We start from the raw sequence: 25,323 nt of genomic DNA, 5'->3' as shown, positions 1-25,323 counted from the left end.
TCCGGCCCGCCGCCGATCAAAGCCACGGCCAGACCAGATGCGGGAAGCGCGCATGAAGGCAGCGCGACCACATAAGGAGAGCCTCAGCGAAGTCAGCGATCACCTGCTCTACGGTGACGCCGTGCCTTTCCGCCAACTCCGGATAGGGCGTTTCGTCGAAGCGGGCCGACAGGAAGATATCGCCCTGCCGCGCGGTCATCTTGCGAAGCGCGATCACCATCCGGCGCTCGGCGTCCGCGATGGTGACGGTTGAGATATCGCGGCGCCTCATTGGTCGTCTCCCGCGAACGCCAACAGATAGTCACTGGCCTTGCTCGCCGCGCTCGCGGCGCGGAAGATCGCCTTCTCGTCATCACGGAGCACCGACAACCATGAGCCGATATAATCAGCGTGCCGCACGGTCGGCGCGATGCCGAGCGAAACACAGGTGAACGCCGCGGCCATCTCGGCGACAAGCTCCTCTTTGGCATAGGCCTCCGAGCCGAACCCGCCTTTCTGGTCGCGGTCCAAACGGCTGCCATGACCAGTCCAATGGCCGAGTTCATGCAAGGCCGTGCGATACCAGTTCACAGGCTCATGAAACGCCGCCTGCGGGGGCACGGCGACGAAGTCGTGGCTCGGACTGTAGAAGGCTTCGGCGCCGCCGATGTTGAAGCGCGCGCCGCTTGCCACGATCAGCGCGTCGGCCTCGGCGATCGCAAGCACCGGATCGGGGCTGACCATCGGCGCGATATAGTCCTCGGGCAGTGCCTCACACTGATCGACATTGAACACGACGAACCGCTTTAGGAACGCCACCTGCCGCGCCTCGCGATCTTCTCCTCTGGCCGCCTCGGCCTCGGCCTTCGGCGTGAACCGGTCGGCATAGCAGATGACCGTGCCCTTCTCGCCGCGCCGGACATTGCCGCCCGCCGCCTCGGCCTGCCGGTAGGTCAACCAGCGCTGCGAGGCATAGCCTTTGGCGATGACCTTGGCCCAAAGGATCAGCACATTGATGCCGCTGTATTTGCGCGCCGTTCCGGCATTCTGCGGCATCGTGCATCCGCATAGCGCGCTGTCCCAAGGCTGCGCCCAGGGAAGGCGCCCTTCTTCCAGCTCCGCAATGATCCGGCTCGTGACCTCGGCATAGAGGCTCTGCCGTTCGACTTTTTGATGCTTCATGATCCTTCTCCTCCAGCCACCGCACCCGGCCCGGAAGGGGGCGGGGTGGGCGGCAGGAAGGAGCCGGCAGACCCGCATCATCGGGCGGGCTGCATCCGAAGGACCGGAACGAAGAGGAGGACCCGCGAAGCGGGTTGCGGCCCGACCGGGCGGGGCTAAGGCGAGTGACGCCCACCCTGCCCCCGCCGCGCCGGGACAACCGCCGCCGCCGCGCAGCGGCGACCGCTGGCCAATTTCCGAACGACTCGAACGATGATCGCGCTGCTTTCGGCGCGGCAATCTGGACGCGGCCGCCCAGGGCGGTCTCAATTTCCAGCCCGTGAGACGAAATGCTCAGAATGGTGCAAATTATTTTTCGTCGCACCGTCGACAATGTTGGACGACAGCGGACGACAACGGACGACATGGGACGACAGACTTGGACAAAGGCTGGAATCTCAGGGGATTGACGCCGGTCGATGAATATCCATTCTTCGCTCAGGGAGCATCATTCGCAGCCAGTAAATGAAGGATATGTGCATGGCGTCTTTTCCCCCTCCCGACCGCTTCCTCCGTCTCGATAGCGTTCTAGACCGCACCGGCCTCAGCCGGGCGACGCTTTACCGAAAGATCGCTGCCGGCACCTTTCCGCCGCAGCACAAGCTAGCCGAGCGCTGCTGCGGTTGGCGCGAGTCCGAAGTCGCGATCTGGCAGCGCAACCCCATTAGCTTTACCCTCGCCGACCTCCCGCCGATCGCCGCCTGAAACAAGAAGCACGGCAAAGCCCCGCGCCGCGGAAGCGGCGCGGGGTGGAGGCTCGCCTCAGTCGGCGGGATTCCAGATGAGAGCGTAACCGTCTTCGCCGTCCTGACCGGCGGCGCGGCCGAGGTTCGCATAGAGGCGGCGCGGTCCGAACTCCGGCGCCGCGAGGCTCAGCGACACATAAGGTTCACCCGACTGCTGTCCGACGCGGATCCAGCCGGCGCCGATTTCGACGCCCTCGGACCAGACCCGGTAATCGGGTTGGACGTCGCCGCTCTTTGAGCGGTTGGTCCGGATTTCGATCGCCGCGCGGATCGAGAGAGTCTTCAGCTGGCCCACGAAACCCGTTTCGATGGTGCCGTTCACAAAGCCGATTGCTGCCATTGGTCGTCTCCTTGAGAAAGCCGCGGGACCATCCCTGCGGCATGGGCAGACCAAGGACCGGCGCATGAGGTGACCCCGCGAACCTGCAAGGGCCGCAGCGAAGCGGAGGAGTGCGGCGGCGCGATTATTTGCAGCGAAGCGGCCGCGAGGAGCGTGCGCAGCACGCGGGGAAATAATCGCGCCGCCGCACTTTCGCGGGGCGCCGCGCCGGTCCAGGTCAACTCGCCCGTCGCCGGGATGGACCTGCAGAATAGGTGGAGCGAGCCCGCGCTATCCGCGTGAACGATCAAACGCAGAAACTTGAGTGAGAAATGCGATCTAACCGCGAACTGTGGCTACGATCAGAGCGGCCGCGCCCGAGTTGGCAGTCCGTCTTCCTATCGGCGCATGCCGCGCGGCAAGAAAACGATGTCCAAGGCATGCGATTTGGCGTTTTCGTACAATCCTAGGGTCAGAACCGATATTATCGGGCTCGCCAACTTCCGTCCGGGCTTGGCGATTAGCGACCCCGGCAAGTCAGGATGGTGGGGCGAAGGATGCAGCATCCTCGTCTGGGCGGCGCGAAGGCAACTTCGCGTCGCCTCTTTCTTTGGCTGAACCGCGGGCCGTCGCCGCTTGCGGCGGCGGCGCGCCCAAGTCATGAGCGCCGCGCCGGCCCACAAGGCCGGCGCGTCATTTTGCGCCCGCAGAAAATATGGCGGGCGACCGAAGCCGCCCGCCGTCTTCTCATGCTGCCAAAGGCTGTCCGTCTTCCGCATCGGGTTCGGACGCTGGCGGAGCCGCAAGCTCGTGCGCGACCCGCCGCGCCGATTTGACGCTGCCGACCCCGCCCCGCGTCGTATAGGCCGAAGGCGGAAACGCCATCCATTGCGGCACCCACGGCTCGGCCTTGGTCCGACCGTTCGCACCCTCAAGACAATCTGCGATGATCGCTTTCAGCGCCTTGCCCTTCTCACCGGCGTCCGCTCCCGCGACCTCCGGCCCCGCGACCTCGTCGGTGATGGCGAGCAGGACCTCGCGGTCGCGAAGCTGGTCGAAAAAAGCCGGGTCCGCCGACCAGCGCTGGCGCATGTCGGTGCCGAGATGGAGACCGATCATCTCCACCGCCTCGCTGCCCGCCTGCAGCGTTTCGCCCATGACGATCGCTACGATCTCCAGTACCACCGGATCGGGCAGTTCCAGAAGGCGCGCAAAGAGCGGAGCAAAAGGGGGACGGTTCATAGGCCTTCCCGTGACCGTCGGGGCCTCCTCGTCGAACCCGAGCACCGTCAGCACAGCACGGCGCTTGATGTCAAACGCCGTCTCTGCGGAAGACGTCTCGACGCTCTCGGCGATATCTTCCTTCGGCGCCCGCTGGCTCTCGACATCGACGCGCCAAAGATCGGCGCCCGCGATGACATGCGCGAGCATCGCCCGCAGCGCTACGCCACCGTGCCCTGCCAGATCGGCGCGCACCGCCGCATGGCGATGAAGATCGATATAGGCATTCAGCGGACCCGACACTTCGGGACGCACCGGCTTGGCCATGACGGCATCGTCGTCTTCGCTCCCGCCGCCACCCGAAAGCCGCTTCGCTTCCTTGGCGGTGACGAAGCCTTCGTGGAAGGTCACCTCGCCGCTCTCGCGAACCTCGACATAGATGCGGCCGCCCTTGCGCTTGCCCGCATGGGCATAATCCCACGACCGGAACCAGTCGCCACGCGCCATCACGACGACATCGGACCACCCCGCTTCGAGATACTCGGCCCTGCGCGCCTCGATGGCCGCCATCTGCGCCGACCAGAAGGCATCGGCGTCGGCAAAGAAGCTGTCCTCGCCGAACAGGTCGGACACGACAGCAAGCTTCGCTTCACCGGCATCGAACAACGCGTGCTTCACCGCGATAGCCGTGCCGCCGAACAGCCATGCTTTCAGCTGATGGCCGGTCGGGCAATAGGCGCATTCGTCGTCGAACAGCGCGAGCCATGATTTCTGCTGGCTCTTCGATGCGAGGGTCAGGTGGCGAACGGTGCCCGCATCGATCTCGCCGCCGCGATAGAGAGTACGGATGCGCGGCAGCAGATTGCCGAGAGCAAGGATGCGCTTCACCGCGCGCGGCTCGAAGCCGAAGCTGTCGGCGACCTCCTCGACACTGCGCCCTGCCTTCACCAGCGCGACGAACGCTTCCCACTGGCTAACCTCGTCGGGCTGCACTCGCGCCAGATTTTCAAGCATCGACGCTTCGAGCGCATCGGCGTCATCGCCCTCGTCGAGAATGGCACAAGGAATGGGCCGGACCGCCCCGCCCTCACGCGCCACAGCTCCGACGGCGGTAAAACGCCGACGCCCCGCGACAATCTCGTAATGGCCTTCCGAGCAGTTCGGACGGACGAGCAGCGGAATGAGCACGCCCCTTGCGCGGATGCTCGGCATAAGATCAGCGACGTCGGGGTCTTTCCCCTTCCCGCGCATATTGGCGGCTGCGATGGACAGTTTGCCCAGTTCAATGAAATCCAGCTTCATGATGGTATTCCTTCTCTTCAACCACACCCGGCCCCGGACGGCGGGGCGGGCGGCGCGAAAAGGCGACGGGACCGCGCCAAAGGACGGCGCGCACCCGCAGGGCCGAAACGAAGTGGAGGAGCCGGGCTTCGCCCGGCTTGCGCACCGGCCGTGCGGTCCCACAGCCGTGCGCCGACTGCCCCGCTGTCCGTGGCCGGCTACACACAGCGCCGTCGCGCGATCAGCGCGGCGTCAACATCGGAGAACAACCGCGCCCTTGTCGCAGCTGCAGGCACCGCGGCGTGCGCGGACCGGCGGCGGGTCGGGCGTGGCAACGCCGCGCCCGGAGCAGCGCCACGCGCTGCTTACCCGCCGCAAGGGCCGCGCGCCCGCGGCGCCAAGAAGCGAGACAAGAGCGCTGCGCGGCCAACCGTGCAGGCGCGCGATCTCTGGCGGCGCCTGCCGCCGCCAGTGTGCGCCCATTTGCGGCCGCGCGCCGTCAGGATTTAATGTCCAGCGCGCATTTCCTCGGAACCGGCAGCTAAATGTCTTCTCGCTGTTGAAAATGCATCCGGATATAGTGTCCCGCTTGTTCCGTGACGCGCACCAAACGCTCTCCGGCCGTTAGCATTGTATCCACTCCCGGATGCTTAGTCGCATCCGATTTGACATGAGCTGCGAGGATCGCCCGAGGGCAAAGATCGTGTAGCGCCTGATCGGAATTGTGGTCGGATCCGTGATGCGGGAGAGCGAGCACGCGAACATGCCCGAGCTCAGCTGAATAGTGCGCGCGCCAGCTCTGCAGATCCTGGGTGGCTTTCAACTCGGCATCGCCTGTATTGAGCCAAGCGGGAACCGACCAAGACATGGACGTCTTTGACGGGCTTTCGACTTCAAAATACGACTGAGCCGCATCCTTGGGAAGAGGCATGCTCAGGAGGGACAGCGACGATCGGTTGGATGATCCGACGTGCAGCTTGTAGACCTGCCGCAGTTTGGCACGACCTGCAGCGGTCCGGCTGAAACGAGCGACCGCATAGGCCAGGTCGCCAAGGCCCGGTCGACCATTCTGCAAGCTTGCGTCGCCGACCAGGTTTTGGATCGCGACGAGCAAGCTGTCATCGTCACTCTGATCTAGAGGCGCGCGAAATGGCTTGAACAGAAACTGCCTACCCAGTGAATGAATCTCGATCTCGCAACCTTGTTCGGACAGCTCCACTTTTGCATTCGGCGCGGCACCCACGATCTGCCCCGAATTTAGCGACCGCGGCGCGGGCCGTATCAATATTCGGCACTCCTTCATGCCATCGCCCGAACCGTCAGGTGAGGAAGGGTCTCCAGTCTCGATCAGTATGCGATCGTCCCCACCGCCACCCACGAAAATCACTCGCTGAGCGCCACGTGAAAGGAAGTATCCACCTGGGTCCGCCGCAAGGTCGAAAATATACCGGCTCGTATCGCCGCCATCAATGATCTGCAGCAGCTGCCCTAGGAGCTCGCGCTCGTTGACATATGGAACCATGACATTCTTGACCACGGCGTTCGCCATCAAGACTTCAAGGCCGCTCACATGATCGGTGTCGAAGTGCGATATGAAGAGCCAGTCGACCTCTTCGTTTCCAAGAGTGATCCATGACCGCAGATATTCGTCGAACTTTTTAGTTCTCCGGGAACCGCAATCGAAAATCCAGTTCAGTTTTGGTCCCCGAAAAAACTGGAGGCGGCCAGTGTGAAATCCACCATGGCCGACAGGATGCTGGAGCCAGTTTACATCTTGCACGGGCTGCGTTTCGACCATCGTTTCCTCTGATAAATCAGGAGCGGCACAGACAGGGAAGCGCGGACAGGTAATTCCAGATTAGAGCTGCAAACCCGGATTCTACGGCGGCAATTGCCAGCAATGTGATCACCACCAAACCGGCAACCCTGTTGGCGATCTTCTCGACCCCATCGTAAATTTCGCGCGCGTCACCGAGCGGCTTTTCAGCCAAGTCGCTGAACTCATCATCGGAGAGATAGGCGTAGCCCTTACGTCGCCAAAGCATGCGGGAATCCGCACTCAGCTTCAGAAAGCGGCGATTGCTGCTAACCGATACAAACTGACTGACTCCGATATATGTCGCAACGAGGGCAAAGATGATTGCGAAAGTTGCCTTGGCATTGGGAACTTTCGACGCATCCATTGAAAATCGGAAGGCAATGGTCACGATAGCGACAGCGACGTCACGCCAGAGCGATGCGGCAAGATCGCGCGTCTGCTGCGTGACCTTGCCAATTTCTTCCGCCAATGTCTTTCGAAGATCCGACAGGCTCTTGATGGTATCACGGCTGCCCTGCTGGACATGCGCACGATAGGCTAGCCCGGCGCTTTCAAGCGCCGTCTCAAGACGCTTCGGCAGTCCTACAGAAAACTCCTCGTCGTTCCGCCATTCGCGCGCGAGTTCATTGACCAACAACGTGTGCCGCAACTCGACGTCTTGGCTCTCCGCGAAAACCCAACGCGCTGCGCGCTGGAGCAGTACGAAGGTTTCGTCGTCGGGCACACCCAGTTCGCCGAAAGCGATCCGGCGGGTGGGCGTACCCGCAAGCACCACATGGAGCTTGGCATCGACTTCGTATGTTTCGCTCGCGAGTGCTCTCGCGATCGTAGCGGCGGCGGCATGCCTCCACGCGACAAAAAATGGGTCAGACGCGTCCGCTTCGCCCACGAGAATCCAAGGCTCGATTGCGGACGGCGCACGAAGGTCGCCGGAAAGGTGTCGAGAAAAGCGTCGCGGACTTGGGAGGGCGGAAGGAGAAACGGGCACCTGCGGGGCCTCATCATCCGTCCATTCCAGAATTTGGGGACCAAGCGTTGCGAAAGATTTCGCGCCGAGAAGGCGGACCGTATGAAGCCTTTCAAAGGAATCAGGATCAGCGAGCAACCGAATAAAACCCGCAGGTGTAGCGATCAGCGCTTGGCCGACAGGCTGTGCGACCTCCACCGTGATGCGCACCTTCTCGGCGGCAAGCGCTGACAAATCCGCCGAGGCCAGCTTCTTTTCTTCGTCGATCGAGTCGCGGCAGGTCAATTTGCAACTGGCCGGTCGGCAAGCTGCGGCGACGCCACGCCATGCCGTCAACGCCTTGACTGTGAGCTTTCCTTCTACCGTAACGTTGCCAGGTCGCTCGGTAACCTTCGCTTTCGCGGAGGCCTCAAGCGCTGTCGCGAGGGCCGATGAGATCGTCATCGTCGACAGTTACCTTCTCGGTGGTGATCCGGATTTCGGTATCTCCGGATGCAAGCTTTTGAGTCTTGATGAGAGCCTTATATTCCTCGTCATAGAGAATCTGAAAGCCCTCGATGGTTTCCATGCGTCGCCGACGCGTGCGAGGGATTGCGCTCCCATCGACCTTGAAGGTCTCTTCATCGAGCCGATAAGCAGCAAGTTTCCGCGCATAAGTCTTGCGGACTGGTGAATCTTCATCGTGCAGGCCAAAAACTGCATCAAACAATTGCCCCTGGGTCTCAGGACCGAACTCTCGGGTATTGCGCAACTGCTCGTTAATCCGGCGGGCGCCCTCCTTCGCGATTGCAGGATCGAGATCCGCCTTATGCTCCTTGAAGACCTCCTTGAGCATCTTCTCGGTGCGGCGCGTCGATTCCGAAGGGGTCGCATCACGCCGGACGTGCAGGAACTTTTCGAAATATTCCGAGATACCGTCGGGACGCGAGCGGTCGCGCACCATGAGAACCCCGTCTTCCTTGCCAAAGCGGACAAGAGCAATTTTCTGAAGTGACTCGCGCTTGGTCGAAAATGCGTGCGTGAACTCTTCGAGGATCGCCTTACGCTGACCGTCCTTGTCGGAGATGTCGTATTTTAGAACTTGGTCATTGTCGTATTTCACGAGAGCAAAGAGCTGCTTTCCCTCTTCCGTGCTCAGGAGAAAAAGGAAAAACACTCCAGCGCTCGTGGTGCGGCGATGCTCATGTTGGAAAGCGTGCGCCAGTTGCTCGGAAACCGTCAAAAAGGCCTTGGCGTCGGCGGCAATGCTCCGAAGTTGTGCCATAACAGGCGAGTCGGGACGAAAACGATAAGCGTTGCCGCCGAGCGCAGTCTTGATGCGCTTGATAAAGAACTCCGTAAATATGGGCGGCGTAAATTCAGCCAGCAGGACCGGATCTTCGAGATCCGGGCCGACCACGTGAAACACCATGCGATCGATGCGGAGCGCATCACGCTCCGCTTCGGTCAAGAAAGCCATAAAATTCCCTCCCCACGGCGATCTGCGCAAAGCGCAGCCGCTTTCCAAGGATAAACTATGTCCAAAATGGCAACGACTACAATACCCGTCCCCAAGAAGGTCGAAATCGCAGTTACATTGCTCGGGCAACGGGAGTGCCATTGTTAGCGACGGCTGAGCAGCCCCGCGTCAGCATCCTTCGAAATCCGGCGGCCAAGCTAGCTTTCCCAAGCCTGATTAAGCACCACCGCTGCCAACGCCGATTTGTCGTGCGGGAAAAATCGCCCGTAATGCTTTGCCACAATCTCCGGACTGTCCTGAATGGCATAGCCCGCCTGCTCATAGGAGCCAGTCTTCTTGAGGACATGGGTCGCGAGGACGTCGCGCACATTGTGCGGGCCATGGGGCAACAGCCCCTTGATCGCGCCCCGGCCGGTGTAGGGATTGTAGATTCCGTAACGCTGGATCGTCAGTCGCCAGGCGTCGTAGAAACCGGTCTGGCTATAGGCGGCATTTTTCGTGGTCAGCTTCGCCGACTTCACGAAGAAGGTTTCGGGATCCTCGGCACCGCCGAGCAGCATTTGCCGGTCGCGCTCAAGATAAAGGTCCATGAACTCATAGAGCCGCCCAAGATCGGGGAGCAGGAGCCGATAGGGCTTTCGACTGAAAAAGGACGAGGACGCGTTCTTGAATGCGACCGCGGGAATGAAGACCTCCCATCCGCCGGAAAGATCATTCCATCGGAGTTCGCCGCACTTCAGCCTTTCGAGCTGCTTCTCGCTCGTGTGGCGCCCGCCCCGAACACAGAAACGGAGCTGGCGCAGATTCTTCTGTCGCAGCCCGAGATGCAATCCAAAGCGCAACATCAGGAAGGCGCGGACTGCCTCGGCCGCCGCCTTGGGATACCGGCTTGCGCTCGGCATCCGCTCCAGTATCTCTTCGGTGATCTTGCGATATTCGCCAACGGGACTCTCGGCCTCGAGGATGGGCAATATCGGGTCGAAGGGATCGCGATGAACTTTCGCGACGCGCTGAACATCCTTCTTCCGATTCAGGGCATAGATGGTGAAGCGGTCGCAAACCGCATCCCAGTCCCGCCGCGCCTTGTTGATGTCCTCCGCCGAAATCAGGTCTTCAACGGGATGGAGCGCGTCCGCCAGACCCGGATGCTGCCGCATCCATCCCGTCTTGCCGCGCGCAAGCGACAGCGCGAAGTCGAGCATGTTGATCTCCCAGCTCGTGTAGAAGCCGCGGCGATCTTCCCGCCAATGAAGATACCAGTCCCACACCGCGGGAAAGAGGAGCATAGCCAGGCACAGCCGATCGACCGGAACGCAGCGCCCCTTTACCTCGCTGTCTGGCGACGATCGGAGCGCACCAAACAACAAGCCGAGATGCTCGAGCTTCTGCGAAGCGGTTTCCTCGCCCCACATGCCCTGACGGAGCAGACCCGACGGGGCCAGACTGGACGTCTTGAACGCAATGAGGCGTTCAACCTCATGCTGAAGATTGGGCGGCGCATCACGGCAAGCCGATCGCGAACCACCGGCTGGATCGCCCCCGTCGACAGTTTCGCTGCCGCGGTCGCGCGGGACGCGCCCGCGGCTCTCGATCCCGGAAAAGCGGAGCGAAAAACGCTGCTGCGTCGCTTCGCGCTGAAAGCGACGATAATCTGTCGCCCCCTCAATGATGACCGACCGCACCCATGCCAGGATTTCCTCGCGCTCCCGCTTGGGCCGCTTTGAAAAGTCGCGAGGCAGGTGCCAGGCGAGCCGCCGCCGCTCGGCGGCCGTAAATTTCGAACTGGCGGGCCGCGCTGCCGCGCGCCCGCTGTGGTCGAGCTTGTCCTGGAAATAGCCGGCCGGGAGACGATAGCGATGCTCGATCCGTTCAAGGACCGAAAGGCTTTCGATGGTGCCGGGCGATTTCAGGCCCGCCACCCAAGTCTGGATCGTCTTGCGATCGGTCTTGTCGCCCGGACGGATAATCGCACGATGAAGATGATTGCAGCTGTCGCCATGTCGCTTCATGTGCAGGGCGAGCGCTTCCGGGAACGATGGTGGATCGACCCACTCGCCCTCCAACGCCTCCGGAAATTCGACAACCGCCTTCGGTTTGGGACCACGCTTCTTTTTGGGCCGGAGGACGCTCGCCCCGGCACTGATGTCGGGCTCGAGTGGCGGCCGTTCTGCCAGTCTTGTGGGCATCGTGATAAGCTCCTGAAATTGATTGCGAAGCGGCGCCCGATGGCAGAAGCCTATTTTCAAAAGGAAAATGTGACGCGGCCGGGCCGGAAAAGCTCCGCAGGGCGGGTAAAGGCAGCCAATTTAGCGGAAACAGATTCTGCGCGACGATGCTTGTCTTCACCCAGACACGCTGATAGAGGCGCCCATCGTTGCCGCTTTAGCTCAGTTGGTAGAGCACATCATTCGTAATGATGGGGTCACAGGTTCGAGTCCTGTAAGCGGCACCATCGACCCCATAATTCAATGATTTAGGCCGGATGCGCTTCTCCGGGAGCCGTTGTGCGTCGTCGATCGGCACCGCCTGAATCAGGAGGATTCCATCCTCGTCTCCACATAGGAGAGTATCTCGCGCAGGCCGCGATCTGTTCGGACAAGATCGATCGGCCGGCCGCCCAGATCCGTATTCTCCGTTTGAAGCCAGGCCATGACGGACCTGTCATCGCCAATCAGCACAGCCAGTTCCTGAAACAGCCGCACGAGATATTGACCGGCCCGAAAGGCCGGTTCGGGTGGAGCAAGTCGGAATGTCCCGTTACGCAGGTCCGCTGCGCGATTGCCCGCGATGCCGAGTATCTCTCCAAGCAAGTCGTCGCCGATGTTCCAGAGCGCAGCAACGTGCTCCACCGCCTCAGACAGTACGCGGCTCTGCGCTTCTGATGATGTCTCCATCCTCTCGTCTTTCCCCTCCACGGTCAGTCCTCCAGCAAGGCAGAGATCGCAGCTTCGTCATCGCTGCGCAGCGCATCCAGATAGTCGCTCCACCATTGATGCATCCGTACCCGCTCATCCCAATAGGGCGTTCGGTTATAGATGCGGCGGATCTGATTGTTGTCGGCGTGCGCGAGCGACCGCTCGATCGCATCGGGGTTCCACTTGCCGCACTGGTTAAGAAGCGATGAGGCGGTCGCGCGGAAGCCGTGGGACGTCAAATCTCGCGGCCCGTAGCCCATGCGGCGGTAGGCGGCGTTCATCGTATTCTCGCTGAGCGGTCGCTTCCACGTGTGGAACGCCGGAAAGACATAATCCTCGCCGCCAACATACGGCCGAAGCTCCTCCAACAGGGCGATCACCTGCCGAGACAGCGGGACGTAATGGGGCCGGCGCATCTTCATGCGCTCCGGCGGGACAGTCCAGACGGCCTTCTCGAAATCGAACTCGGCCCAGCGCGCGAGCCGTAGCTCACCGGGCCTCGCCATGACGTGCGGCAATATCTTGCAGGCGAGCAAGGTGATCGGATAGCCCGAGTATCCGTCTAGCGCGCGAAGGAAGCCACCCACCTCTTCCGGCTCGACGAGCGCGGCGTGGTGCTTCGGCCTCGGGGCAATCAGCGCGCCGCGCAGAAGCGTTGTCGGGTCGGAGTCCGCTCGTCCCGAGGCCGCAGCATAGCGAAACACACGGCTCGCAAAGGAACGGCAGCGACGCGCCGTCTCGAAGTGCCCCTGCGCCTCGATTTTCTTGAGCACCGCGAAGAGATCGACGGCCTGCAGGTCCGCGATGGGCGTGCCGGCGATCGGCCGAAGCTTTTCGAGAAGCCACTTCGTTTTCTCGATCGTCGCTTCGCTCCGGCCTTCCTTGGTGACCATCTCGATATATTCCTCGGCGAGATCGCCGAAACAATTCGAGGCCTTGAACTTGCCGACGAGCTTGTGACGCTTCCGCTCCGCGAGCGGATCGGTGCCCTCATGGATTTTCAGCTTGGCCTCGTCGCGCTTGCGCCGGGCTTCGGCGAGTCCGACATCCGGATAGGCGCCAAGCGCAATGCGCTTCTGCTTTCCATGCATGGTGTATTTGAAGCGCCACAGGCGCGCACCGGTCGGGTGCACCTCGATGTAGAGGCTGTGGGCATCGGAAACTTTGTAGACGCGATCCCGCGGCTTGAGGGACCTGATTTGAACATCGCTAAGAGGCACGGCTCAACTCCTTTGAAAGGGTTAGGACCGGCACCAATCACGGCGCTTGAGGCGGACGGGCCATCGAGCAAAACTCACTCCAAAAAAGACGGGCCATTATGGCTTTTTTGATGGCCCGTTTCGGGGTGAGATTGTGTGAGACACCCTCGGACAATTCGGAACAAAACCCACGGAAAACTAACAGATTTCCGGGATTTTGTCGATTGCCCTGAGAAGGGTAAATGGTGCCCAGAAGAGGAACTGAACTGGGCATCAAAGCGGCGGAAATCCGATGCAATCAACAACGAGATACCGCTGAAACCATCATAGAAACCATCACACAATTTGGCAAGGGCTGGACGACAGGGCAATCGCTTCAGATGAACGGACTGGTGTTGATTGAAGTGTTATGATTCAGACGATGCTCCATATCCTGGGAGCCATTGATGTCTGGATTGCCATCGTCGCGTTCGATACTCGATCATTTTTCTGCGCTTCGTGATCACCGGGAGCAGTGGCGGGTTCTGTATCCGCTTCGCGAGGTCTTGCTTTTAGTGCTTTGCGCGACGCTTTCGGGGATGGAAGATTTTGTCGAGATCAGGCTGTGGGGACAGCACCGGCTCGATTTTCTGACCGTTTTCTGCCGTTTGCGCACGGGATACCAGCCCATGACACCCTTAATGATGTCATTAACGGGCTTGATCCCGAGCTGTTCAAAACCTGCTTTGCGACCTGGGTCGAGGCGCTGCGCGACGAGGCACCCGATATCATCGCGATTGACGGCAAGACGTCGCGGCGTAGTCACGCGAGGAGCAAAGGCCGCGCGCCGCTGCACATGGTTTCAGCCTGGGCGTCGCGCCAGCGGCTGGTGCTGGGTCAGGAAGCGGTAGACGCAAAATCCAACGAGATCACCGCGATCCCGTTGCTGCTCGAACGGCTGGAACTGACCGGTGCGCTCGTCACCATCGATGCGATCGGAACACAGGCCGCGATTGCCGAGACCATCGTGGCGCGCGGCGGAGATTATTTGCTCGCGCTGAAGGGCAACCGTCCGGCGCTGTTTGCCGATGTCGTGGCGTTCTTTGCCGATCCGCCCACCGATATGACCCTGTCGGCGCACACGACAACCGACGCCGATCATGGCCGCATCGAAGAACGCCGCCACAGCGTCTGTCACAACACTCAATGGCTGTTTTCCGATCGTCGCTATCCTGATGAACCCCATTTTCCCCATCTCGCGATGATCGCCATGGTCGAAAACCACGTCGAACGGGAGGGCCGCAAAAGCTCGGAACGGCGCTATTACCTCTCTTCTGTCAAACTCGATGCCCAAGCCTTCGCCGCCGCAGTCCGCGCCCATTGGGGCATCGAAAACCGGCTCCACTGGGTGCTCGACGTCGTCTTCCACGACGACCTCACAAGACTGCGAACCGGATCAGGACCCCAGAATATGGCTGTCGTCAAACACATCGCCATGAACCTGGTGCGAAATCCAAACGACAAACACAGCCTCAAAGTCCGCAGAAAACGTGCCAATCTCGACCCGGATTACCTCGAAACACTCGTCACTCAACGACAACCGTTAATCTGAAGCGATTCCCCTGGGCTGGACGATATCGGAAGCCGATCTTTGGTTGCCAATTCGCTCGCGATCGCAGTCGCAGCTTTTCAAGTGTGGATCAGTGTTGGAGCGCGCCCCTCCTCTTTCACGATCTATCATTTTGAATTATCGTAAAAAGGTGGTTTTGACCGGGGTCCCGATAGGCGCCGCCCGGGACCCCGACACGCGCCAGTATAGGCATAACAATCAACGCCTATGCTTTCGTGAAGCGTGGCATCACTCTGACGCTGATCGACAATTCTCCGTCTCGAAGACCGCAGCATCCGAGCATTGTCGCTGGCCGCGAATTTGCTCAGTCTTCGATCGGAAGGGTCGTGCCTCTGCTCAAGGTTTTTGCACAATCTGACGCTGTGTCGGCTGATGGATCGGAAGCCTGAGGTGCGACAAGCGTGTCGGGAATGACGATTTCGGGCTGGCCTGCCCGATCGCGACCCTTGCCGCGCAACACGTCAATTTCCCGCTGCCGCATCTCAAGATACAAGCTGCGCGTCTCCACATAGGGATCAGCGCTTTCCTCTTGCAAACGCTCGATTTCCGCGTCCCGCGCGACACGATCGTTCAGCCTGTTGATGACGGTCGTCGGGACAGCATAGGCGGTCTGGTTGAAAGGCTTGCCAACGGAAACGGGCAAGACGAGCAGGTCGATGCCATCGCCGACCATATCGCGCAATGTCGTGGGCCCCACCAGCGGAAGGAAGAAATAGGGCCCGGGCTCCACCCCATAGAAGCCAAGCGTGTTTGCGAAGCCGTTGGATCGATAGGGCAGATTGATGGGCGCCTTTTTGGCGACGTCGAAAACACCCGCGGCGCCGATCGTCGAGTTGATCGCGAAGCGGCCGACCGTTTCCAAAGCCTTTCCTATCTTGAACTGGAGCAGGAAGTTCACAAAATTTATCGGCTCACTGAGATTGCGCAAGGCGTTGCCAAGACCATCACGGATCGGCTTCGGAACGCCCCCCTCATATCCCTTGGCGATCGGCCCAACGAGCGCCTTGTCGACCGACTGAGCCACCTGGAAGGCCTCAATATTCACATTCTGGAGTGGGTCGCCCGGCGGCGCTTCGCCCCGCGCGATTACGATAATCTCGTCCGGCGATGCTTCAGAGGTATTTCCAGGCTCCGCCGGCACATCGATCGATTGTCCCGCTTCCACCGGCCTTTCGCCGATCATGATAGGGGGCTGCACTTCGCCCTGTGAATCCACAATCATCGGACATGGTTCGGCAGAAGCTGCCTGAGCTTGAGCTGTCCGGACCAATGGCTCATTCTGGTGAACAACGCCTATTTCTTCGGGCTGCGTTCCGATCAGAAGGAAAGCGGCAGCACTGGTTACGACGCTCATTTTGCGGTTATCTCCGATATATCGAACATCTTTGGCGTCCAATCTTCTGCCAACGTCTTTAGGCTGGATACGCCCTGGTCAGCGGGAAATCAGTAGCGGAACCCGCGCGCTCGACAGCAGCGATCGAGTGACACCGCCGAAGAGTATCTCGGTGGTGCGCGGGTGGCTGTAAGCCCCGATCACGAGCAGGTTTGCGTCGCGTTCCGCCGCCTGGTCGAGGATCACATCCGCCACCGGTGCGCCCTCGGACGTGATGTTGGCGATCTCGACACGTGCGCCGTGTCTGGACAAATGTTCAAGGAGATTGGCACCAGGCTCTGTTCCAAAACGTTCGGGGTTCCGGCCGCTGTCGATGGTGAGTATCGTCACGTTGGACGCGGAATTGATGAACGGAATTGCGTCGTTCACCGCCCGCCGCGCTTCTCGGCTGCGATTCCATGCGATCAGCACATTTTCGCCGATCGTCTCACCGCCCCATCCCGCAGGGATCATCAGCACGGGAATTCCGGTGGCCAGCAACAGTCGCTCGGCCGACCAGCCTGACGGGAGGTCTGCCGGTTTGGGATGCGCCGCGACGATGAGATCGCAGTGCAGCGCCCGCAACATGCTTTCGTCGCGCAGGTCATCGCGCCACACGATCCGGAATTCGGAGCCGATGCCATATTCGCGGGCCAGCTCTCCAAAATGGCGGGCGGCGGCAATAATTTTCTGTTCGTCGGCAAGCCGTTGCCGCGTCAGCACGTCTCGAATCGCCGCAGTGCCCCTTGCATAGGTTTCGGTGGGATGCGCGTTTTCGTGGGACACGCCATAGACGCCCACCAGATGCGCATTATGACGTTGCGCGATCGCAGCCGCACGGCGACCTATGTGCTCGCCCTCAGGCGTGGCGTCGAGGAAAACGGCGATATCTCTCCAGATAGGCAACAAGGGTTACGATCCTCCAGTTTACGGTTGTCCTCTATCAGATCAGCGGCGTCCTGGCCGAACTGCAGACCAAGACACCGAAAGGCTTCAAGACGGGGATTTGAGAGAGGTTGAAGGTTTGCTTGCGCGGTCCATCGGCAAAAACGCCGATAAGTCGCCTGATCCAGGTTGATCCAGAGGGCAGAGGTCCATAACCGGCAGCCGCATCATGCATGCCGATCCAAATCGCGCGACGCTCCAACAGGGAGAGTGAAATCCCGCGGTCGGCTAGCCCGCCTGCGGGGCCATCGACTGACGGGCTAGCAGACAGGAGGTAGGCCTCACAGGAACCTTCGCCTGCCAAGGACAATGGCTGCAAGAACAATCGGCGAGCAGATTCATCCTGAGCACGCGACGCATTCGGAAGCTGGCCGAAGGCTCCTTCCACTTCACACCCTCCCTCATTTCTCGTTGGAATGAGCCCTCACTCCAACATCGAACGAGTAAACCTGCCAGGAAAGGCAGTCAAGACAGCCCATCGCCCCATCTCTCATTTCAGTCAGCCGTCGGCACGCAATACTCGACGATGTGAAGTGATATGCAGCCGTTCCTGGTACCCTCCTTCTGAAGCGGTGCGTGCAGCATCCGGCTACCATTGCGTGAAGCGGAGGTTGTGTTGGCGCAGGGCGCCATGACCGCGGAGGCGCGTCGGCGGATCGCGACGGTCGTACCCGGCGGCCTGAGTTAATGGGCAGGCCAAATGCGTTTGCTAAAGCAACTATTGCTGATTGAATAAATCGCCGAGAGTGCTAATGCTCGCGCCATGTCAGTAACCTCTGGTAGCCCCGCTGCGACCGCGCTGTTCGCACTCACCGACACTCTGCAGCCGATCAGGCGCTCCTGGGTGCAGGCGGTCATGACGGTCCTTGCGGAGTTCGGCCTGCCCAGTTCGCTTACCGCCGCCGTCATCCTGGCTTCGCGCAGCGGCGACGCGGGAATCAGGCAAAATGTCCTCGCCGAGGAAGTGGGCGTTAATCCCGGCGCAATGGTGCGGATTCTCGACCAGGCGGAAGCGGCAGGCCTGCTTGAGCGACGTGCGTCGGCCGAGGATCGGCGCGTTAATACCGTTCACATTCTTCCCAAGGGGCAGTGTCTTGCTGAAAAGATGGAAGCGGCTGTCGCAGATCTGCGCGAGGCGCTTCTCGGCGATCTGCCGGTCGAGGACATAGAGACCGCGACGCGCGTCCTGCGACTGTTCGAGGGACGGATCGGCGCGTTCCTGCAGGCGGAGCGCGTCAACCGGTGAAAGTCACGTCCGATCAGATACTGTTCTCGGTCAAGCTGTTCATCGCGGCGATGCTGGCCTTCGCGGTAGCGGTCCGGATCGGGCTCCCGCAGCCCTATTGGGCGCTTGTCACCTGCTGCGTGCTGATGAACCCGGCCACAGGCGCGATCCGCTCCAAGGCGGTCTATCGCGTCGCCGGCACCCTGGGCGCCGGCATCGTGACACTCGGCATGGTGGCCATTTTCGCCAGCGTCCCGCTCCTACTGATCATCTCGTCGGGTATCGTTGCGACGATCGCCTTTGGCGTATCATTCCTCGATCGGACCCCGCGGGCTTATGGGTTCCAGCTCTTCGCGGTGACACTGATGCTGGTCGCCGTTGCCGGCGTGGACCATCCCGAGACGATGTTCGACACCGTTGTCGCACGCGTTACCGAGATCAGTCTCGGCGTGCTCGCGACCACATTTGTCGACAGCGTCATTGCTCCTCGATCACTTGGCGGCTTGATGCGCTCAAACCTGCGCCGCTGGCTGCCCGACATGGAACGCTGGGCGAATGATGTACTAGATGGCCGCGAAACGGGTGCACAGGAAGAACATGACCGTTTGAAGATTCTTTCGGACGTCACCGCCCTGTCGCAGATGGTGGCCTGGTTGCGCTACGATCCGACCGTCGACCGCGGCGAACTGCGCCACGTCCTCGCCATTCAACAGCGTTTGCTGAGCATGGTGCCGCTCCTTTCCGCGATCGCCGCTCGCATAGCGGGACTGACTCAGGCGGACCGCGCCGCGCTTGCACCATATCTTGCCGAGGCGCGCGATACTTTCCGAACCGGAGCAATGCCTTCCGCGCGCCCGGCCGATGACGTGCGCAGCCTTCCGCTCGAGGTCGGACGTGAACGACCCTGGCAGCAGCTGGTCCATGATGACCTCGCCGACATGCTCATGGATCTCTTAACGCTCTGGAGCGAGATCTGCCGAATCGACAGGGCGCTTGAGGGCAGGGCCGTGCTCGATCGGGAGCTTGCGGGCCAGGTTCGGCGGACGGCAGCATTCCCCCTGGCGTCCGATGTCGATCATGCAGCGCGCTCAGCCGCCGGCATTTTCGTAGCCTATATTCTGCTCTGCGGCCTGTGGCTGGCCACCGGATGGCACCAGGGGCCTAATGCGGTGCTGATGGGAACCGTCGCGGTGGCCTTCTTCGGAGGGGGCGATGAACCGGGCAAGGCCATAGCCGCGTTCGGCCGCTTTGCGGTCCTTTCACTCTTCCTTGCCGCCATTCTCGCCTATGGACTGCTTCCCCTGGCCAACGATTTTCCGACATTCCTGATCGTCATGGGCCTGTTCATGCTTCCGATCGGCATGTGGGCGGCGGCAAACCCAATGGGCGTTCTCGTCCTTGCCTTCGGACTCAGCAACATCAACCTGCAAGGTCACTATATGCCGTACGATTTTGCCTTCTTCCTTGAGGTCGGTTTCGCAAGCCTGATCGGCATGTATGTCGCCTTCCTGGGCGCGAGCCTGTTCCGCCAATGGGGCGTCTCGCATCAGGTCCATCGTTTCCTGTGCCGGGAAGCACTGGAGATTGCCCGACTCAGCCATTCGGCAACCCGGCGCGCGCGCGACCTTTATATCCAGCGGGCTCTCGATCGCATTGCCGGGATGACCATGCGGCTTGCCGCAAGCGGCCAGGTGGAACGCAGCGCTGCCTTGCTCGCGCGCTTGCGCGTCGGCGTTAATATTGCCGACCTGCGGATCATCGGGACCATGCTTGATCCCGCGGCGCGGGATGCAACCGTGCGGGTGCTCGAGCAGTTTCGCAGGGAGTTCGATGCAGCGCAGCCATCACCCCGACTGCTTGCCCTGGTCGACGAGGCGCTCAACCAGCTGTGGCCCAGGCGAGACAGCCAGAAAAGCAGTCCGGTGACCCGGGCGATCCGTTCGCTTGCCGGGCTGCGCATTGCGCTGTTCGAGCGCGCACCGGCATGGATCCCCGCGTCGTGATCGGCGAGATCAACCTCGCCGGCGTGTTCTTCTCGCCGTTGCTGTTCTGCATGGCCGTCGCTTTCGTGCTCCGGATCCTGCTGTCTCGCCTCCTTGAGACCGTCGGTTTCTATCGGGCCATATGGCAGCGTCCGCTCTTCGATACCGCCCTCTTCCTCATCCTCACCGGCGCGGCCTTCCTCGCGCTGCGTGGGCTCACCCATAGTTGAAAATCGATGATAGCATTAAACCGCGCCACGCTACTCCGCCTTCTCAAGCCGGTACTGACCATCCTCGCCGCCGCCCTTGCCGCGCTCGTGCTCTGGCATCTCTACACCTACTATACCTATGCGCCGCAGACCCGGGACGGAAAGATACGCGCCGACGTAGTGCCGCTGGCGGCCGATGTGTCCGGCCGGGTTGAGGAGGTGCATGTCAGGGACAATCAGGTGGTCCGCAAAGGCGAGTTGCTCTTCACCATCGATCGTGTGCGTCTTCGCAATGCCCTGGCCCAGGCGGAGGCGGCCGTCGCGGTGACGCGTGCGACGCTCGATGCGGCCGAGCGGGAGAACAGACGCTATCGGCAGCTCGGGGATATCGTGTCAGGCCAGCAGCGCGACGAACGACGTTCGCAGGCCGAAGAAGCGCGCGCGCGTTATACGCAGGCGCTCGCCGACCGCGACCTCGCGCGTATCAATCTTGAACGATCTGCCGTCTGCGCGCCCGTCAACGGTATCGTCACCAATTTCTCGCTGCGCCCTGGCGCTTATGCAACCGCCGGCCAGCCGGTGATGGCGCTGGTCGACTCCGACAGCTATTATGTCGCGGGCTATTTCGAGGAGACCAAGCTCTCCCACATCCATCCGGGCGCACCTGTCACGATTCGCGTGATGGGCGAGGACCAGCCCCTCTCGGGGCATGTCGAGGGCCGCTCCGCCGGTATCGACGACCGCGAGCGGACCACCGCTGCGGGGAGCCTTCTCGCCAATGTCAACCCCACCTTCAGTTGGGTCCGCCTCGCCCAGCGTGTCCCCGTTCGCATTGCGATCGACAAGGTTCCGACAGGGATCGATCTTATCGCCGGGCGCACGGTCACCGTGACGGTCGAGGGCGCGGAGGATGCCCTGTCGATCGGAGGGGGCAGCCGGTCGTGAGAGCGATCCGGTTTCACGCGCTGACCGTGCTTGTATCGGCCAGCCTCGTTGCCGGCTGTACAGCGGTCGGACCCGAATACAGAGCGCCCGCCCTTCCCGCTCATGTCGGAGAGACACCCACCGGCCTCAAGGAAGGGCGCTCCCCAGCCTATTCGCCCGCCCCCCTGCCGGCGCACTGGTGGCAACTCTATGCCGATCCGCAGCTTGATGAGCTGGTCGAGGAGGCGCTCAAGGTCAATACCGATCTTCGGGTCGCCGCCGCCAACCTTGAGCGGATGCGCGCCGTGGTGAACGAGGCGCGGGCGCGAGCGGGTGTGGAGACCTCGCTGGACGGGGGTGCTTCGGTAGGCGAAACCTCCAATCTCGGCATTGGCTCACCGGCCGGCATGCATGCCACGCTCGATGCCGGAATCGGCATCTCTTACGAGCTCAACGTAGTCGGCCGCATCAGGCGGACCATCGAGGCCGCCCAGGCTGACGCCGACGCACAGTCGGCGGCTTATGATCTGGCGCGGATCACCGTGGCCGCAAATGTCGTCGGCGCATACAGCGATGCGTGTGCTGCCGGCGCGCGGATTGCGGTCGCGACCCGCTCGGTCGATCTTCAACGACAGAGCCTGGCGCTTACCGAGCGCGGGATGCGTGCAGGCCTCTACACACCGCTCGACGCAACCCGGTCCCGGGCCCTCCTTGCACAACTGGAAGCCGCCGTGCCCCCGCTTGAAAGCAGCCGTAAGGCTGCTCTTTACAGCCTCGCCGTCCTGCTCGGCCGGGCGCCTGGAGATTATCCGGCACAGCTCGATGAATGCGCTGTCATCCCTGCAGTCCGGCAATCGCTGCCCATCGGCGACGGCGCCGCCCTCATCCGTCGCAGGCCCGATATCCGCGAAGCGGAACGCGCACTCGCCGCTGCAACCGCCCGGGTCGGGATCGCAACCGCCGACCTCTATCCCAGCGTCAGCCTTGGAGGCTCGCTTGGCACGACGTCGCGAAGCGTTGAAGGGCTCGTCGACAGCTCTGCATTCCGGTTCAGTGTCGGTCCGTTGATCTCCTGGAGCTTTCCCAATCGCAACGTCGCGCGCGCGCGCATAGCACAATCGGATGCGACAGCGCGGGCCGCGCTCGCGCGCTTCGACGGCAGCGTGCTGTCAGCGCTCCGCGAAGCAGAGACCGCGCTTGGCACTTATGCCCGCGATCTTGAAGAGAATGCGAAGCTTAAGGTCGGGCTGGATGAAAGCCGCAAGGCTGCGGCTCTTCAGTCACGGATGACGCGGGGTGGGTTGACGTCCAGTCTTGAACTGCTGGATGCCGAGCGAAGCCTTGCCAGTGCCGAAGCCGCTCTGGCCGTCTCCAATGCCACGATCGCCGCAGACCGTGTCCGCCTTTTTCTCGCTCTTGGCGGTGGATGGGAAACGCCTTCCGCCGGGCCAGACGGGGGAAGCTGATAGAATGGGACAGGCCCTATGATATCCATATCAGCATGGTTTGGTCTGCCTTGGAAAAACTGGTCCAATTCTAGAGAGAGCCGATTGTGGCGAAAGAATTGGAGAAAGTTATGGGACGTCAACGTTTTACGCCGAAACAGATCATCTCGAAGCTGCGTGAGGCGGATGTGCTTGTGGGGCGAGGGTCGACCGCGGTCGAGGCTTGCCGTCAGATCGGTCTATCGACCACCAGCACCCGAAACGATCAAAATGCCAGCCTGGCCGCTCGGCTCCGCTGCGCTCCGCCTCCCGCCAAGGCTGGCATCGGAGGCGATCTCCAACTAACTATGCAACCGGACCAGTCATCGCGGGCAGTCCATAGGCACGACTGTCGTCTCTCCCGCGCATCCTCTACATGCGCGTCTGGTCATTTGCACTGTCTGATTTTCTTTCCAGGCCCGGTCAGGGTGATCCCGCTTGCGTCTACTGTCATGGTCACTCCGCCGCCTTGGAACGGTCCGCCTGTTTCAGTCGCCTTGAGTTGGGCAAGATTGCCATCTGTTCGGAGCGTGGCCGTTAGACCGTCATTCAGGAAATCCACCGAGACTATGCCGTTGTCCTGGCAGCGATAGGTCATACTTTTCTCGATTGCCGGTGGCAGCTTTGCGGGAGCGATCGGTTTCGCGACGTTGGTTGTGTTGCTCGCGCTTGTCGTGCCGCTATCGCAGGCTGACAGGAGAACGGTAGACGCGAGCGCCATTCCGCCGAGCATCCACACGATTGAAGACGATAGGTTGCCCATGTGCTTCCTTTTATTCTTCCGAACATACAATTCGGTTGCGGTTGTTTGATCTGCTTTTTTTCAGGCGTAGCCGAGGGGGGCCCGCGCTTATGCTCTCCGAGGTCCGCTCGTTTTCCCCGTTCGGCTCGTCCTGCCAGCCCCGGAGACGAAGGATGGGTCGCCGACCGCCACTCGTTGGTGTTTCCAAGGTCATCATACCAGCCTTTCGCGGCGCTCGCCTCGACGGACGATGCTTTCATTGGTCCTGCCAGCCGGCGCGACGCGACCCGAAGGGCTTCGACCAGTGGACAATGGTAGCCGGTTCAGGGAATACCGGCTGGCAGGTGGCGGGACCCGGCGCCTAGGTTAGGGAGAAATAGCGCAAACGGTCCCGTCAAACCGAACGGGAAAAACAATGCCGCGGAGAACGCCACGATCGCGAGCGACCGCGCCGACTTCAACAGGGGAAATGAATGCGCTAGTTCCCATTATCTCTCCGGAGCACATTATGGAATGAGCGCTCATTCCAATTTTCAATAGGCAACCCCGTTTCTCTGGTCAAGCAGTAAATTCAATTCTGGTCAGCGTCTGTGCCTGCGATCATACGCCTCGCGCTTCCGGTCTTTAAAGGGCAGATCCCAGCGGACACAGCTCAATCACCCGATGATAGCCGCTGCTCAGCTGAATCCAGCGGCATCATCGCTTATACTCGCCGCAAGTCAGGGCTGCGGTCTAAAAGCTTTACCGTCACCGATGTCACGATGGGTCCTCCCCCGCTTACGGCCTTGCGCGCATTTCGGAGTCGTCACGGCTGGGCTTGCACGCGACCGCTTTCCAGTCCCGCTAGACCGAGCGCGCGCATCATCAGGCAAGCAGTGCTGTGGCTTGTCGCCTCGGCATCGACGGGTGGCGACATCGCCGTGCGATGGCCGAGGCCGATGAAGCAGGCCATCATGACATCTCCATAGGAGTCGAGCTCGGCCGCGGGCACATCGGGCCGCGCAAGCGCAGCGAGGCGGCGTATGCCATCGCGGTAAAAGGCGGTCTGCGTCTCGAACCGCTCCGCGACTGTCGGATTTCGGCAAGCCTCTGCCAAAATCTCATAGAACAGGCTGCTATCCTCATTGTGCAACGAACTGGCAGCGATTGCCTTGATCGCCTCGAACATCGCAAGCTCGCGCCGTTCCACAGCGTCGAAAATCGAGTGCATCTCGGCTAGGCGAACGCGCACATTTTCTTCTACTATTGCGAGGATGACGTCGTCCTTGTCGGTAAAGAGTCGATATATCTGGCCGACGCTGACCGATGCTTCTTCCGCCAATTCCGCCGTTGTCGTCGCATAAAAGCCCTTCGAACCGAACAATCTGCGAGCAGCATCGACTATTCTCTCGCGCGGCGACTCTCCCTCGACATAATTTCTTGAAGAACGTTTCATTCGAACCTTTCCCTGCGTCCTCTGTTTGACGATCTTTGGACGCGACACATGCCGGTCCGCTCCATCCGGGTCTATCCCGCAGGCTTACATTTCATATGGATGAGGGGGAAGCACTAACAGCTTGCTGAAATGGGCTTCATCGCGCGGTCGACAGGATTCCGTTCCCGTCATTGGACTAGCACTACTTTGGCAGAAGTTTGATTTTGGGGATTCCCATTTTGGTTGATGGGTGATTCATAGGGAGCCGACGTTGGAAGGATGTCGGCGATG

General features: G+C 61.2%; 21 protein-coding genes, 1 tRNA gene and 1 pseudogene. 9 read left to right on the top strand and 14 right to left on the bottom strand.

What is annotated here, in order from left to right; translation table 11 throughout:
• Positions 1 to 16: 16 nt before the first annotated feature.
• A complete protein-coding gene (locus tag J2X38_RS22730; protein WP_310257638.1) occupies positions 17 to 271 on the bottom strand; it encodes an iron dicitrate transport regulator FecR in 255 nt (84 codons plus the stop codon).
• A complete protein-coding gene (locus tag J2X38_RS22725) occupies positions 268 to 1,161 on the bottom strand; it encodes a zincin-like metallopeptidase domain-containing protein (RefSeq protein WP_310257635.1) in 894 nt (297 codons plus the stop codon). The genes J2X38_RS22730 and J2X38_RS22725 overlap by 4 nt, the downstream gene beginning before the upstream one ends.
• 519 nt (positions 1,162 to 1,680) lie before the next feature.
• Between J2X38_RS22725 and J2X38_RS22720 the strand changes: the two genes are divergently transcribed.
• Complete coding sequence (locus J2X38_RS22720) at positions 1,681 to 1,905, top strand: AlpA family phage regulatory protein (RefSeq protein ID WP_310257633.1); 225 nt, start codon at positions 1,681 to 1,683, stop codon at positions 1,903 to 1,905.
• Between the two features lie 57 nt (positions 1,906 to 1,962).
• Here the strand turns inward: J2X38_RS22720 and J2X38_RS22715 are convergent, their stop codons facing one another.
• The 6 genes from J2X38_RS22715 to J2X38_RS22690 form a co-directional block, all read right to left on the bottom strand.
• A complete protein-coding gene (locus J2X38_RS22715; RefSeq protein WP_058453987.1) occupies positions 1,963 to 2,286 on the bottom strand; it encodes a DUF736 family protein in 324 nt (107 codons plus the stop codon).
• A 726-nt stretch (positions 2,287 to 3,012) separates the two neighbouring features.
• Positions 3,013 to 4,788 carry a ParB N-terminal domain-containing protein gene (locus tag J2X38_RS22710; RefSeq protein ID WP_310257626.1) on the bottom strand — a complete coding sequence of 592 codons (1,776 nt, stop codon included), beginning with the start codon at positions 4,786 to 4,788 and terminating at the stop codon, positions 3,013 to 3,015.
• 520 nt (positions 4,789 to 5,308) lie between these two features.
• Positions 5,309 to 6,565, bottom strand: coding sequence for an MBL fold metallo-hydrolase (locus J2X38_RS22705; protein ID WP_310257625.1), 1,257 nt, complete (start codon positions 6,563 to 6,565; stop codon positions 5,309 to 5,311).
• 16 nt (positions 6,566 to 6,581) lie between these two features.
• Positions 6,582 to 7,997 (bottom strand): hypothetical protein, encoded by a 1,416-nt coding sequence (locus J2X38_RS22700; protein ID WP_310257624.1) that lies wholly within the window; start codon positions 7,995 to 7,997, stop codon positions 6,582 to 6,584.
• Complete coding sequence (locus tag J2X38_RS22695; protein ID WP_310257621.1) at positions 7,963 to 9,012, bottom strand: nucleoid-associated protein; 1,050 nt, start codon at positions 9,010 to 9,012, stop codon at positions 7,963 to 7,965. Before J2X38_RS22695 ends, J2X38_RS22700 begins: the two co-directional genes overlap by 35 nt.
• A gap of 197 nt (positions 9,013 to 9,209) precedes the next feature.
• Positions 9,210 to 11,198 carry a hypothetical protein gene (locus tag J2X38_RS22690; RefSeq protein WP_310257618.1) on the bottom strand — a complete coding sequence of 663 codons (1,989 nt, stop codon included), beginning with the start codon at positions 11,196 to 11,198 and terminating at the stop codon, positions 9,210 to 9,212.
• A gap of 190 nt (positions 11,199 to 11,388) precedes the next feature.
• Here J2X38_RS22690 and J2X38_RS22685 point away from each other — a divergent pair.
• Positions 11,389 to 11,464 (top strand) — tRNA-Thr (locus tag J2X38_RS22685).
• Between the two features lie 79 nt (positions 11,465 to 11,543).
• On the opposite strand, the gene J2X38_RS22680 is transcribed toward J2X38_RS22685, so the two are convergent.
• Both J2X38_RS22680 and J2X38_RS22675 read right to left on the bottom strand, forming a co-directional pair.
• The gene (locus J2X38_RS22680; protein WP_310257616.1) at positions 11,544 to 11,906 is read right to left on the bottom strand and encodes an MbcA/ParS/Xre antitoxin family protein; all 363 of its coding nucleotides are present in this window, start codon (positions 11,904 to 11,906) and stop codon (positions 11,544 to 11,546) included.
• Positions 11,907 to 11,929: 23 nt separating this feature from the next.
• Positions 11,930 to 13,147 carry an integrase arm-type DNA-binding domain-containing protein gene (locus J2X38_RS22675; protein ID WP_310257614.1) on the bottom strand — a complete coding sequence of 406 codons (1,218 nt, stop codon included), beginning with the start codon at positions 13,145 to 13,147 and terminating at the stop codon, positions 11,930 to 11,932.
• Positions 13,148 to 13,368: 221 nt separating this feature from the next.
• On the opposite strand from J2X38_RS22675, the gene J2X38_RS22670 reads away from it, so the two are divergent.
• Both J2X38_RS22670 and J2X38_RS22665 read left to right on the top strand, forming a co-directional pair.
• Complete coding sequence (locus J2X38_RS22670) at positions 13,369 to 13,539, top strand: hypothetical protein (protein ID WP_156343998.1); 171 nt, start codon at positions 13,369 to 13,371, stop codon at positions 13,537 to 13,539.
• 111 nt (positions 13,540 to 13,650) lie between these two features.
• A pseudogene (locus J2X38_RS22665) lies at positions 13,651 to 14,717 on the top strand (ISAs1 family transposase).
• A gap of 322 nt (positions 14,718 to 15,039) precedes the next feature.
• Here the strand turns inward: J2X38_RS22665 and J2X38_RS22660 are convergent.
• Positions 15,040 to 16,089 (bottom strand): VacJ family lipoprotein, encoded by a 1,050-nt coding sequence (locus tag J2X38_RS22660; protein ID WP_081997337.1) that lies wholly within the window; start codon positions 16,087 to 16,089, stop codon positions 15,040 to 15,042.
• A 78-nt stretch (positions 16,090 to 16,167) separates the two neighbouring features.
• Complete coding sequence (locus tag J2X38_RS22655; protein WP_081997338.1) at positions 16,168 to 17,016, bottom strand: universal stress protein; 849 nt, start codon at positions 17,014 to 17,016, stop codon at positions 16,168 to 16,170.
• Between the two features lie 892 nt (positions 17,017 to 17,908).
• On the opposite strand from J2X38_RS22655, the gene J2X38_RS22650 reads away from it, so the two are divergent.
• The 5 genes from J2X38_RS22650 to J2X38_RS22630 are packed head-to-tail and all read left to right on the top strand — an operon-like array spanning position 17,909 to position 22,858.
• Entirely contained in the window at positions 17,909 to 18,298 is a 390-nt protein-coding gene (locus tag J2X38_RS22650; RefSeq protein ID WP_294048009.1) for a MarR family winged helix-turn-helix transcriptional regulator, read from the top strand.
• A complete protein-coding gene (locus J2X38_RS22645; RefSeq protein WP_039575335.1) occupies positions 18,295 to 20,280 on the top strand; it encodes an FUSC family protein in 1,986 nt (661 codons plus the stop codon). The genes J2X38_RS22650 and J2X38_RS22645 overlap by 4 nt, the downstream gene beginning before the upstream one ends.
• Complete coding sequence (locus tag J2X38_RS22640) at positions 20,277 to 20,489, top strand: DUF1656 domain-containing protein (protein ID WP_039580980.1); 213 nt, start codon at positions 20,277 to 20,279, stop codon at positions 20,487 to 20,489. The genes J2X38_RS22645 and J2X38_RS22640 overlap by 4 nt, the downstream gene beginning before the upstream one ends.
• A 6-nt stretch (positions 20,490 to 20,495) precedes the next feature.
• Positions 20,496 to 21,413: an HlyD family secretion protein gene (locus J2X38_RS22635; RefSeq protein ID WP_052208256.1), complete on the top strand. Its 918-nt coding sequence runs from the start codon at positions 20,496 to 20,498 to the stop codon at positions 21,411 to 21,413.
• On the top strand, positions 21,410 to 22,858 hold the full coding sequence (locus J2X38_RS22630; RefSeq protein ID WP_039575339.1) for an efflux transporter outer membrane subunit: 1,449 nt from the start codon (positions 21,410 to 21,412) through the stop codon (positions 22,856 to 22,858). The genes J2X38_RS22635 and J2X38_RS22630 overlap by 4 nt, the downstream gene beginning before the upstream one ends.
• A 406-nt stretch (positions 22,859 to 23,264) precedes the next feature.
• Here J2X38_RS22630 and J2X38_RS22625 read toward each other — a convergent pair whose 3' ends face one another.
• Both J2X38_RS22625 and J2X38_RS22620 read right to left on the bottom strand, forming a co-directional pair.
• Positions 23,265 to 23,639, bottom strand: a complete 375-nt coding sequence (locus J2X38_RS22625; RefSeq protein ID WP_052208258.1) for a hypothetical protein — start codon at positions 23,637 to 23,639, stop codon at positions 23,265 to 23,267.
• Between the two features lie 784 nt (positions 23,640 to 24,423).
• Complete coding sequence (locus J2X38_RS22620; protein WP_294048008.1) at positions 24,424 to 25,101, bottom strand: TetR/AcrR family transcriptional regulator; 678 nt, start codon at positions 25,099 to 25,101, stop codon at positions 24,424 to 24,426.
• Positions 25,102 to 25,323 lie beyond the last annotated feature (222 nt).

The sequence above is a fragment of the Sphingopyxis sp. BE235 genome (assembly GCF_031457175.1).
Lineage (GTDB): Bacteria > Pseudomonadota > Alphaproteobacteria > Sphingomonadales > Sphingomonadaceae > Sphingopyxis.
This window is presented reverse-complemented; position numbering and strand designations above follow the sequence as displayed.

Bases quoted from the DNA above. Each gene is read 5' to 3' on its own strand.
- J2X38_RS22635 (WP_052208256.1), top strand. From the start codon at position 20,496: ATGATAGCATTAAACCGCGCCACGCTACTCCGCCTTCTCAAGCCGGTA.
- J2X38_RS22720 (WP_310257633.1), top strand. From the start codon at position 1,681: ATGGCGTCTTTTCCCCCTCCCGACCGCTTCCTCCGTCTCGATAGCGTT.
- J2X38_RS22680 (WP_310257616.1), bottom strand. From the start codon at position 11,906: ATGGAGACATCATCAGAAGCGCAGAGCCGCGTACTGTCTGAGGCGGTG.
- J2X38_RS22660 (WP_081997337.1), bottom strand. From the start codon at position 16,089: ATGAGCGTCGTAACCAGTGCTGCCGCTTTCCTTCTGATCGGAACGCAG.
- J2X38_RS22730 (WP_310257638.1), bottom strand. From the start codon at position 271: ATGAGGCGCCGCGATATCTCAACCGTCACCATCGCGGACGCCGAGCGC.
- J2X38_RS22650 (WP_294048009.1), top strand. From the start codon at position 17,909: ATGACGGTCCTTGCGGAGTTCGGCCTGCCCAGTTCGCTTACCGCCGCC.
- J2X38_RS22700 (WP_310257624.1), bottom strand. From the start codon at position 7,997: ATGACGATCTCATCGGCCCTCGCGACAGCGCTTGAGGCCTCCGCGAAA.
- J2X38_RS22695 (WP_310257621.1), bottom strand. From the start codon at position 9,012: ATGGCTTTCTTGACCGAAGCGGAGCGTGATGCGCTCCGCATCGATCGC.
- J2X38_RS22705 (WP_310257625.1), bottom strand. From the start codon at position 6,565: ATGGTCGAAACGCAGCCCGTGCAAGATGTAAACTGGCTCCAGCATCCT.
- J2X38_RS22690 (WP_310257618.1), bottom strand. From the start codon at position 11,198: ATGCCCACAAGACTGGCAGAACGGCCGCCACTCGAGCCCGACATCAGT.
- J2X38_RS22710 (WP_310257626.1), bottom strand. From the start codon at position 4,788: ATGAAGCTGGATTTCATTGAACTGGGCAAACTGTCCATCGCAGCCGCC.
- J2X38_RS22625 (WP_052208258.1), bottom strand. From the start codon at position 23,639: ATGGGCAACCTATCGTCTTCAATCGTGTGGATGCTCGGCGGAATGGCG.
- J2X38_RS22715 (WP_058453987.1), bottom strand. From the start codon at position 2,286: ATGGCAGCAATCGGCTTTGTGAACGGCACCATCGAAACGGGTTTCGTG.
- J2X38_RS22670 (WP_156343998.1), top strand. From the start codon at position 13,369: ATGGTGCCCAGAAGAGGAACTGAACTGGGCATCAAAGCGGCGGAAATC.
- J2X38_RS22725 (WP_310257635.1), bottom strand. From the start codon at position 1,161: ATGAAGCATCAAAAAGTCGAACGGCAGAGCCTCTATGCCGAGGTCACG.